We start from the raw sequence: 1,548 nt of genomic DNA, 5'->3' as shown, positions 1-1,548 counted from the left end.
CGGCGCCGACCCCGCGGCCGCCTTCGCCCGGCTCGCCGAGGTGGCGGCTCGCATACGTGCCGACCACCCGGACGCGACCTGGGTCTCGGCGGGCATGAGCGGGGACCTCGAGGAGGCTGTCTCGGCGGGTGCGACACACCTGCGTGTCGGCACCGCAATCCTGGGAACTCGCCCGTCACTTGGGTAACTTCGTTCACGAACCGGAGGGTCATGCCGATCGTGGCCCGGACTTGGCAAGGGAGAGCTCCTCATGGCTGGCGCGCTGCGCAAGACGATGGTCTACCTCGGGCTGGCCGAGGAGGACGACCGGTACGACGGGTATGACGACTACGACGGATACGACGACGACCAGCCCGCCCCGCAGCATCGCGATCGCGACGACCACGCGGCGGAGGTGACCCCGATCCGCCGGACGCCGGCCGCCCACGTCGTCCGCGACGCCGAGGTCGGAGCGATCGCCCGGATCACGACGATCCACCCGCGGACCTACAACGAGGCGAAGAACATCGGCGAGAGCTTCCGGGCCGGCACGCCGGTCATCATGAACCTCTCCGACATGGACGAGGCTGGCGCGAAGCGTCTCGTCGACTTCGCCGCGGGACTCATCTTCGGGCTCCACGGGTCCATCGACCGGGTCACGGCGAAGGTCTTCCTGCTGTCCCCGGCCCACGTCGAGGTGATGGCCGAGGAGTCCGGGCCGGCACCCGCCCGAGGGCTGTTCAACCAGTCCTGACGCGTATCGGTGAGGATGGGGTCATGGTGATCGGCCCATGACCTTCATCCGAGGACTGCTCGACTTCCTCCTGCTCCTCTTCCTCATCGTGCTGCTCGGTCGACTCGTCATCGACTGGATCCAGGTGTTCGCGCGGGAGTGGCGCCCCCGGGGCGTCGTCCTCGTCCTCGCCGAGGGTGTCTACACCGTCACCGACCCGCCGCTCAAGGCGCTGCGCCGGGTCATCCCACCGTTGCGGATCGGGTCGGTGAGCCTCGATCTCGCGTTCCTGATCCTCCTGCTCGCCGTTTATGTCCTTCGTGCCATCATCTAGGGTTGTCAGCATGCCTGCGCCGTCCGGTCGCGGCTGTCGGTGAACCCCCAGACCCCCCGAGGTACCCACATGGCTCTCACGCCCGAAGACGTCTTGGAGAAGACCTTCACCCAGACCCAGTTCCGCAGGGGCTACGACGAGCGCGAGGTCGACGACTTCCTCGACGAGGTCGTCGCGGAAATGCGCCGGCTGAGCACCCAGGCCGACGACGTGCGGACCCAGCTCAACGAGTGCCGCGAGGGCCGGGGGCTCCCCCCGGTCGACGCGCGCGGCAACGAGGAGCCGCCCGCGGAGGTCAAGCAGCTCGCCGCGCGCAACGAGGAGCTGGAGCGGCTCGCCGCCGAGTACCAGGCGAAGATCAGCGCGCTGGAGAGCGCGCAGTCGGACCTGCGGGGCGAGCACGAGAGCCTGTTGTCCTCCCACGAGGAGCTGCGGACGTCGTATGCCGACCTCGAGGCCAAGGCGACGGCGCCGGCCGCACCCGCCGGTGACGCGGCTGCCG

At 69.4% G+C, this 1,548-nt stretch carries 3 protein-coding genes and 1 pseudogene; all 4 read left to right on the top strand.

Translation table 11 applies throughout. The annotated features are described in order from the left end of the window. Positions 1–187, top strand: a pseudogene (locus BN12_RS26360) (YggS family pyridoxal phosphate-dependent enzyme); the annotation flags it as partial. Positions 188–250: 63 nt separating this feature from the next. Further along, positions 251–733, top strand: coding sequence for a cell division protein SepF (locus BN12_RS21655; protein WP_048555623.1), 483 nt, complete (start codon positions 251–253; stop codon positions 731–733). Positions 734–770: 37 nt separating this feature from the next. Continuing rightward, positions 771–1,046, top strand: coding sequence for a YggT family protein (locus tag BN12_RS21650; RefSeq protein WP_048555622.1), 276 nt, complete (start codon positions 771–773; stop codon positions 1,044–1,046). Between the two features lie 69 nt (positions 1,047–1,115). Then, a partial coding sequence (locus BN12_RS25605; RefSeq protein WP_048555621.1) for a DivIVA domain-containing protein occupies positions 1,116–1,548 on the top strand: 433 nt, incomplete at its 3' end.

This window comes from Nostocoides japonicum T1-X7 (assembly GCF_001046855.1).
In the GTDB taxonomy this organism is placed as follows: domain Bacteria; phylum Actinomycetota; class Actinomycetes; order Actinomycetales; family Dermatophilaceae; genus Nostocoides; species Nostocoides japonicum.
This window is presented reverse-complemented; position numbering and strand designations above follow the sequence as displayed.

Excerpts from the sequence above, each read along its gene's own strand:
- BN12_RS21655 (WP_048555623.1), top strand. The coding sequence starts at position 251 with ATGGCTGGCGCGCTGCGCAAGACGATGGTCTACCTCGGGCTGGCCGAG.
- BN12_RS21650 (WP_048555622.1), top strand. The coding sequence starts at position 771 with ATGACCTTCATCCGAGGACTGCTCGACTTCCTCCTGCTCCTCTTCCTC.